This window comes from Nocardiopsis sp. MG754419 (genome assembly GCF_018207095.1).
GTDB lineage: Bacteria > Actinomycetota > Actinomycetes > Streptosporangiales > Streptosporangiaceae > Nocardiopsis.
Map to the genome: position 1 here is coordinate 1 of NZ_QOCZ01000033.1, position 8,291 is coordinate 8,291.

Annotated in this window: 7 protein-coding genes; all 7 read right to left on the bottom strand. The window is 72.5% G+C overall.

The window, feature by feature from the left end:
• Nucleotides 1–2,151: nitrate- and nitrite sensing domain-containing protein (locus tag DSY14_RS09195; protein WP_211716071.1), on the bottom strand; the 2,151-nt coding region annotated here is incomplete at its 3' end.
• Between the two features lie 374 nt (nt 2,152–2,525).
• Nucleotides 2,526–3,947, bottom strand: a complete 1,422-nt coding sequence (gene argH, locus DSY14_RS09200; RefSeq protein WP_211716072.1) for an argininosuccinate lyase — start codon at nt 3,945–3,947, stop codon at nt 2,526–2,528.
• Between the two features lie 46 nt (nt 3,948–3,993).
• Nucleotides 3,994–4,527: an arginine repressor gene (locus DSY14_RS09205; RefSeq protein WP_211716073.1), complete on the bottom strand. Its 534-nt coding sequence runs from the start codon at nt 4,525–4,527 to the stop codon at nt 3,994–3,996.
• Nucleotides 4,524–5,471: an ornithine carbamoyltransferase gene (argF, locus tag DSY14_RS09210; RefSeq protein WP_211716074.1), complete on the bottom strand. Its 948-nt coding sequence runs from the start codon at nt 5,469–5,471 to the stop codon at nt 4,524–4,526. Before argF ends, DSY14_RS09205 begins: the two co-directional genes overlap by 4 nt.
• A 2-nt stretch (nt 5,472–5,473) precedes the next feature.
• Nucleotides 5,474–6,676: an acetylornithine transaminase gene (locus DSY14_RS09215; protein WP_211716075.1), complete on the bottom strand. Its 1,203-nt coding sequence runs from the start codon at nt 6,674–6,676 to the stop codon at nt 5,474–5,476.
• Nucleotides 6,673–7,659 carry an acetylglutamate kinase gene (argB, locus tag DSY14_RS09220; RefSeq protein ID WP_211716076.1) on the bottom strand — a complete coding sequence of 329 codons (987 nt, stop codon included), beginning with the start codon at nt 7,657–7,659 and terminating at the stop codon, nt 6,673–6,675. Before argB ends, DSY14_RS09215 begins: the two co-directional genes overlap by 4 nt.
• Nucleotides 7,656–8,291: bifunctional ornithine acetyltransferase/N-acetylglutamate synthase (locus DSY14_RS09225; protein ID WP_211716077.1), on the bottom strand; the 636-nt coding region annotated here is incomplete at its 5' end. The genes DSY14_RS09225 and argB, both read right to left, overlap by 4 nt.

Here is an 8,291-nt window from a genome sequence, read left to right on the forward strand (position 1 = left end):
GGGCACCTGGCGGAGCGTGCGGGTCCGGGTGCGCTCGCCCCGGGGTTCGACGTCCTCGTCCCGGTGGTGTTCGGGGACCGGACGGAGCAGGGGCCGGCCGTTCCCGGGGCCCGTCTCGGCGGCGAGCGGGTCGGCGGTGTCGGGCTCGGACGCGTGCGCGCCGGGTCCGGGCGCCCCGGTCCCGTTCAGGGTGGTGGCCCCGGCGGGGTCGTGCGAGGGCCCGGAGGCGACCAGGGCGTGCGGGATCAGCACGACCGCCCGGGTGCCCCCGTAGGGCGAGGGGCGCAACTGCACGCCGATGTGGTGTTTGTGCGCCAGACGGGCCACCACGAACAGGCCGAGGCGCCCGTCGGTTCCGGGGGTCATGACGTCGAACTCGGGGGCGTCGGCGAGGGTCTGGTTGGCCCTGCGCAGCACGTCCTCGGTCATGCCCAGTCCACGGTCCTCGACCTCGATGGCCACACCCTTGGGAACGTTGCCGGTGTCGATGGTGACCTCGGTGTGGGGCGGCGAGTAGGCCGTGGCGTTCTCCACGAGTTCGGCCAGCAGGTGGATGACGTCGGCGACCACCGCGCCCACCAGGGACAGGTCCGGGACGGTGGTGAGTTCGACCCGGGCGTACTCGTCGGTCTCGGAGATGGCGCCCCGCAGGATGTCCACCAGCGGCACGGGGTGACGCCAGCGGCGACCGGGTCGCCCGCCGCCGAGGATGATGAGGTTCTCGGCGTGCCGGCGTCCACGGGTGGCCAGGTGGTCGAGTTGGAAGAGGCTCTCCAACAGGTCGGGGTCCTCCTCCTCCCGTTCCACCCGGTCCAGGAGCTGGAGTTGGCGCTGGACCAACGACTGGTTGCGGTGGGCGATGCCGAGGAAGACGCGGTTGATCCCGGCCCGGATGTCGGCTTGTTTGACGGCGGCGGCCACGGCGGTGCGCTGGGCGGTGTTGAAGGCGTCGGCGACCTGGCCGACCTCGTCGGTGCCGTGGTCGAGCTGTTTCATCTCGCTGTCGAGGTCCACGCTCTCCCCCGTCTCCAGGCGACGCACGATCCTGGGCAGGTCGCTCCGGGCGATGGCCAGGGTCTGGGCGCGCAGGGTGGCGAGGCGGTAGGTGAGGCGACCGGCGGACCGGGCGGCCACGCCGTAGGCGACGGTGCCGGCGAAGAGCGAGGTGATACCGCCGCCCAGAGCGAGGGTGAACATCCAGGCGCTGGCCGCCTCGGTGGCGGTGACCACGGACGTCGCGCGTTCGGCCGTCGCGGCGGCCAGGACCTGCTCGGTCTCGTCGGCCACGGTGCGCCAGTCACCGAGGCCCGTGGGCACGGAGCGGTCCTCGGTGCGCTCACCGGTGAAGGGGTCGAACTCGACCGTCGCCTCGTGGAGGGCGAGGGTCCGGGCGATCTCGGTCGCGCGCTCCCAGGACGCCGTCTCCAGGAGCTCGGTGGCGACGGTGGAACCCTCCCCCTCGGCTCCGGCGAGGGTCTCCAGGCGTCCGGTCACCTCACCGTCGAGGGAGGCGATCTCGGCCTGCCGCTCGGGGGTCAGGCCTCCGGTGGCCAGCACACCACTGATGACGGCGTCGGCGTGGGCGAACCCTTCCTGGGCCCAGAGCAGATCGCCGGTGGTGGTGGCCTCGACGGAGGCACCACCGTCGTCGAGCTCGCGGACCGTGTGCTCGTACAGGCGCACACCCTGGCGCACGGCCTCGGTGTACAGCCCCATGACGACCTGGGCGTCCTCGACGTCGGCGAGGTCACCGGCGCGCGCCTCCTCCACCGCCGCGAGGGACTCCTGGAAGGCTCTCGCCCGCGGGTCCGGGTCGGCCGGATCGGCCGCGAGGGTGTCCCAGACCGCGCGGAGCCCGGTGAGTGCGGTGTCGGTCTCCTCGGCGGCCGTGGTGAGCGCGCCTCGACGGTCGTCGTCGGGGCGTGCCAGGTACTCGGCGACCACGCGCCGCTCGTGCTGGAGCGCCGTGAGCGCGGTGGTGAGCTCGGCCGCGGCCCGGCCGTCACCGACCGAGGAGCGCAGGGAGATCGCCTGGGCGAGGGTGGTGGAGCTGAGTACGACGAACAGGGCCAGAAAGGTGATGCTGGGGATGAGCACGATGCGGTTGAGCTGCGCCCTGATCCCGGGCCCCGTGCCTGCCGACTGTCCCACTGTGCTCCTCCCCCGGCCTCGGCCGCGGGCACCGGACAGCACGCGTCGGAGTGGCGGTTCCCGCGCCGGTGATCACGGTGCGCGCAGAGAGGAACACGTGTGGTGCCCACAGAATGAGGACGCTATCGCACTCTCCGCGGCCCTGTACGGGGAATTCCGGATCGGGCGCGGAAACCGCGTCACCTCGGGTGATGCGCACGGTGGGGGCCGATCGGGGGGCCGATCGCGCGCACGCGCGTGGGCGCGCGCCCGGTCGGACGCGCGCCCACGTGCGGGCTCACCGACCCCGGGGGCCGGTCCCACGATGCCTCGTGCGACCCGGGGTCGCCGGTCTCCCGCGACCCGGCACACGGCGGGACGGGGAGGAGACGGGGTCAGGTCGCGAGGAACGCCTTGCGGTGTTCCTCGACGGCCGAGCGCAGGCTCTGGAGCTGCTCGGCGACCCGGACCGGGGCGGTGCCGCCGCGGCCGGATCGGGAGGCCAGGGACCCGGCGACGATGAGGACCTCGCGCACGCCGGGCGTGAGGTGCTCGGAGATCTCGGCGAAGTCGGCGTCGGTGAGATCGGGCAGGTCGATCCCCCGCTCCTCGCACACGCGCACGCAGGTGCCGGCGATCTCGTGGGCCTCGCGGAAGGGCACCCGCTCTCGGACCAGCCATTCGGCGATGTCGGTGGCCAGGGAGAAGCCCTGGGGCGCGAGTTCGGCCATGCGGTCGGTGTGGAAGGTCAGGGTGGCGACCATGCCGGTCATGGCGGGAAGCAGCAGGTGGAGGCTGTCGACGGCGTCGAAGACCGGTTCCTTGTCCTCCTGCAGGTCCCGGTTGTAGGCCAGCGGGAGCCCCTTGAGGGTGGTGAGCAGACCCGTGAGGTCGCCGACCAGACGTCCGGCCTTGCCCCGGGCGAGCTCGGCGACGTCGGGGTTCTTCTTCTGCGGCATGATCGACGAGCCGGTGGAGAAGGCGTCGTCGAGGGTGACGAAGGAGAACTCCTTGGTCGCCCAGAGGATGATCTCCTCGGACAGGCGGGACAGGTCCACGCCGATCATCGCGGTGATGAAGGAGAACTCGGCGACGACGTCGCGGGAGGCGGTTCCGTCGATGGAGTTCTCCACGGACTCGGGGAAACCGAGTTCCAGGGCGACCTCCCCGGGGTCCAGGCCGAGGGAGGAACCGGCCAGGGCTCCGGAACCGTACGCGGAGACGGCGGCCCGTCGGTCCCAGTCGCGGAGCCGTGCGACGTCGCGGACCAGCGGCCACGCGTGCGCCATGAGCTGGTGGCCCAGCAGCACCGGCTGGGCGTGCTGCAGGTGGGTGCGGCCCGGCATGGCGGCGTCGGGGTGGGCACCGGCCTGGTCGGCGAGGGCCCCCACCAGTTCCAGCAGCCGGTCGGCGAGGGAGCGGGCCTCCTCGCGCAGGTACATGCGGACCAGGGTGGCGATCTGGTCGTTGCGGGAGCGCCCGGCACGCAGCCGGCCACCGAGTTCGGGGCCGACGCGCTCGATGAAGCCGCGCTCCAGCGCGGTGTGCACGTCCTCGTCCTCCAGCACGGGGGTGAACTCCCCCGAGGCCACGTCGGCCTCCAACCGGTCCAACCCCTCGATCGTGCCGTCGAGTTCGTCGGCGTCGAGCAGCCCGGCACGGTGCAGGGCCCGCGCGTGGGCACGGGAACCCGCGATGTCGTGGCGGGCCAGACGCCAGTCGAAGTGGGTGCTCAGCGACAGACGGGCCAGGGCCTGGTCGGGTCCGCCCTCGAAGCGGCCGCCCCACAGGCGCAGGGCCTCGGGCTGGTCGGCCATGGTGTTCTCCTTGCGTGTTCGGTTCGGTGGGACGGTGTCGGCACCGTCAGGGTCTGCGGTCCGCCAGTCGCAGGAGGGCGGCGGCCAGGTCCTCGCCGCCGTCGGGGTCGCGGGAGATCACCAGGATGGTGTCGTCGCCGGCGATGGTGCCCAGGATGGCGTGGAAGTCGGTGTGGTCGATGGCCGAGGCCAGGAACTGCGCGGCGCCCGGAGGGGTGCGCACGATGACCATGTTGGCGGAGGCCTCGGCCGAGACGAGCAGGTCCTCGGCGAGCCGGTTCAGCCGGGCGCCGGAGACCTGTTCGAGGCCGAGGGTGTCGGGGCGGGTGCGCTGGAGGCGCTCGCCGCCCTCCCCGGGCAGGACGTAGGCGAGGTGGCCGTCGGCGGTGCGGAGCTTGACCGCGCCGAGTTCGTCCAGGTCCCGGGAGAGCGTGGCCTGGGTGACCTGTACCCCGTCCTCCGCAAGGCGTTTGGCCAGCTCGCCCTGGGAACGGACGTCCTCGCGGGTGAGGACGTCCGTGATCCGGGCGTGTCTGGCGGCCTTGGTCATCGGTGCCGTGGTGCCGCTCTCGTGGCTCATTGCGGCGGGACCTCGACCTTGTCGTTCTCGTCCAGGAGGAAGGTGAGCAGCGCCTTCTGGGCGTGGCGCCGGTTCTCCGCCTCGTCCCAGACCACGCTCTGGGGCCCGTCGATGACCCCGGCGGTGATCTCCTTGCCCCGGTAGGCGGGCAGGCAGTGCAGGACGATGGCCTCGGGCCGGGCGAGCGCCATGATGGCGTCGTCGACGATGTAGGGGCGGAAGGGCGCCTCGCGGGCCTCCTTCTCCTCTTCCTGGCCCATGGAGACCCAGGTGTCGGTGGCCACCACGTCCGCGCCCTCGGCGGCCCGACGCGCGTCGGTGGTGACGTCGACCGACCCGCCGGTCGCGGCGGCGATCTCCTCGGCGCGCGTGAGGACGACGGGGTCCGGGTGGAACCCCTCGGGGGCGGCGATCCGCACGTGCATGCCGGCGGTGGCGCCGCCGAGCAGGTAGGAGTGCGCCATGTTGTTGGCGCCGTCGCCCAGGTACGTGAGGGTGAGCCCGGCGAGGATGCCCTTGTGCTCCCGGATGGTCTGCAGGTCGGCGAGGATCTGGCAGGGGTGGAACCGGTCGGTGAGGGAGTTGACCACCGGGATGTTGATGTGGCGGGCCAGGGTCTCCAGGTCGGTCTGGGCGAACGTGCGCCAGACGACGGCGGCGACCTGGCGCCCCAGGACCCGCGCCGTGTCCTCGAGCGGCTCGCCACGGCCCATCTGGGTGCTGCCGGAGTCGAGGACGAGCGGGCTGCCGCCCAGGTCGGCGACGCCCACGGAGAAGGACAGGCGGGTCCGGGTGGAGGGCTTGTCGAAGATGAGGGCGACGCTGCGCGGTCCGGCCAGGGGCCGGTGACCGAACCGGTCGCGCTTCATCTCGTCGGCCAGGTTCAGGACGTGGGCCTGCTCCTCGGGTGTGAGGTCGTCGTCTCGCAGGAAGTGGCGGGTCATGACTACTTCTCCTTCGTCGCGGCGGCTTCGGCCGCGTCCAGGATGGTCGGCAGGGCCTCGATGAACACACCGATCTGTTCGGGCGTGATGACCAGGGGCGGGGCGATACGAATGGCGTCGGGGGCCACCGCGTTGACCAGGAATCCGCGGACGGCCGCCTGTTCCTGGACGTGGGCGGCGTGCGGGGCGGTCAGCTCCAGGGCGCGCCACAGGCCGCTGCCGCGCTGGCCGGCCAGAAGGGGGTGATCGAGCCCCTCGAGCTGTTCTGCGAGCAGGTCGCCCATCACGGTGGTGTGGGCGAGCAGTCCCTCGCTCTCGATGGTGTCGATGACGGCGAGGGCGGCGGCGCAGGCCACCGGGTTGCCGCCGAAGGTGGACCCGTGGTCGCCCTTGTGGAAGGCGTCGGCGAAGCGCCCGAAGCCGATGGCGGCGCCGATGGGCAGACCGCCGCCCAACCCCTTGGCGAGCGTGAGGACGTCGGGCCGCACGCCCTCGGCCTCGTGGGCGAACCACGCGCCGGTGCGGCCGATACCGCTCTGGATCTCGTCGAGGACGAACGCGGCGCCGGTGCGGTCGCACAGGGCGCGCACCCCGGCCAGGTGGCCCTCGGGAGCGGGGACGACCCCGGCCTCGCCCTGGGTGGGTTCGACGAACACGGCGACGCAGTGCTCGTCGACGGCCTCGGTGAGCGCGTCCAGGTCGCCGTGCGGGACGAAGCGCACGTCCATGCCGAAGGGCCCGAAGGGTTCGCGGATGGCCTCCTTGCCGGTGAGGGCGAGCGCGCCGGCGCTGCGGCCGTGGAAGCCCCGGTCGGAGGCGACGAAGTAGTGTCGGCCGGGCCCGGCGGCGCGCTTGACCAGTTTCAGCGCGGCCTCGTTGGCCTCGGTGCCGGAGTTGGCGAAGAAGACCTTGGCGTCGCCGCCGACCAGGCCGATGAGGCGCTCGGCGAGCTGTACCTCGCGTTCGTGCACGAACAGGTTGCTGGTGTGGGCCAGGGTGGCCGCCTGGCGGGCGACGGCCTCGACCAGGGCGGGGTGTCCGTGTCCGAGCGCGGACACGGCGATGCCGGCGATGAGGTCGAGGTACTGGCGTCCGTCCGCGTCGTAGACCTCGCAGCCGCGCCCGAGGGTGAGGGCGATCGGAGGGACCCCGTAGTTGGGCATGAGCGAGGCGGTGAAGCGCTCCCTCAGGTCGCTGCTGGTCACTTGGTCTCTCCCGGGTTCGTGCCGTTGGTGTGAGTGGGGCGCCAGGGGCGCGGGTAGTGGCCGTTGCCGCTGAGCAGCTCGGCCTCCAGTTCCTCGTCGGCGACCATGGTGCCCACGCCCCGGTCGGTGAAGACCTCCAGGAGCAGGGAGTGCGGGACCCGGCCGTCGATGATGTGGGCCTGTGGGACGCCGCCCTCGACCGCCCGCAGGCAGGCCTCCATCTTGGGCAGCATGCCGGACGACAGGGAGGGCAGCAGGGCGCGCAGCTCGTCCACGTTGAGCCGGCTGATGAGGTCGGTGTTGGCCGGGAAGTCGGCGAACAGACCCTCGACGTCGGTGAGCATGATGAGTTTGCTGGCGCCGAGCGCCACCGCGAGCGCGGAGGCGGCGGTGTCGGCGTTGATGTTGTAGACACCGCCGTCGTCGGCGCGGGCGACGCTGGAGATGACGGGGATGCGACCGTCGGCGATCAGCGCGGAGACCGCCTCGGGGGCGACCTCGGCGACCTCACCGACCCGACCGATGTCCACGGTCTCCCCGTCGACCTCGACCTTCTTGCGCTCGGCGTACAGGAGGTTGGCGTCCTCGCCGGACATGCCGACGGCGAAGGGGCCGTGCTGGTTGATGAGGCCGACGATCTCGCGGTTGACCTGACCGGTGAGGACCATGCGGACGATGTCCATGGCGTCGTCGGTGGTGACGCGCAGCCCGGCGGTGAAGGTGGACTCCACCCCGGAGCGTTCCAGCATGGCGCTGATCTGGGGGCCGCCGCCGTGGACGACGACGGGTCGCAGTCCGGCGTAGTGCAGGAAGACGATGGACTCGGCGAAGCGGACCCGCAGCTCCTCGCTGATCATGGCGTTGCCGCCGTACTTGACCACGACGGTGCGGCCGTGGAAGCGGGAGAGCCAGGGCAGCGCCTCGATGAGGTGGGCGGCCTTGTCCATGGCCTGGGCCTGGTCCTCGGAGGTGCGGGAGTTCATGCGGTGACCTGCCTGTCGTCGGTACTGGGGGGATCTGCGTCGATCTGGGCGGCGAGTTCGGCGCACACCCGCGTCAGGAGGTCGCGGACGACGTCCTCGTCGGCCGTCCCGCCGGCCGCTCCGCTGGCCATGAACAACACCGTGTCGTTGGTCCCGGTCAGTGGCGCGAAGGAGGCGGCGGTGGCCTCCTCGACCAGGCGTCGGCACTGTTCGTGGTCGAGCGCGGCGTCGGTCGTGAGCACGCACAGGACCGATCCCAGTGAGGGGTCGGGCCCCTTGGCCATCCCGCCGACCGTGACTCCCCCACCGCGCCGGAAGGCGATCTTGGCGACGGTGTCGTTGGTGCGGATGGCGTCGGCCGCGGGCAGGCCGCCACCGCGTCCGGCCTCGGCGACGGCCCGGGTGAGCCCGTCGTCGAGGGCGTCCAGTGGAGGTCGGGTCCCGATCGGGCCGGCGGCGCACAGCACGATCTCGGCGGCGGAGTCGGCCAGGAGTTCGGCGGCGCGTTCGGCTTCGGCGTGGACGTCCTGGAAGCCGAGGGGGCCGGTCCCGGCGTTGGCGCAGCCGGAGTTGAGGACGGCGGCGCGCACACGTCCGCCCGAGACGACCTGGCGGGACCACAGCGCCGGCGG

Excerpts from the sequence above, each read along its gene's own strand:
- argF (WP_211716074.1), bottom strand. The coding sequence starts at position 5,471 with ATGACCCGCCACTTCCTGCGAGACGACGACCTCACACCCGAGGAGCAG.
- argB (WP_211716076.1), bottom strand. The coding sequence starts at position 7,659 with ATGAACTCCCGCACCTCCGAGGACCAGGCCCAGGCCATGGACAAGGCC.
- argH (WP_211716072.1), bottom strand. The coding sequence starts at position 3,947 with ATGGCCGACCAGCCCGAGGCCCTGCGCCTGTGGGGCGGCCGCTTCGAG.
- DSY14_RS09205 (WP_211716073.1), bottom strand. The coding sequence starts at position 4,527 with ATGAGCCACGAGAGCGGCACCACGGCACCGATGACCAAGGCCGCCAGA.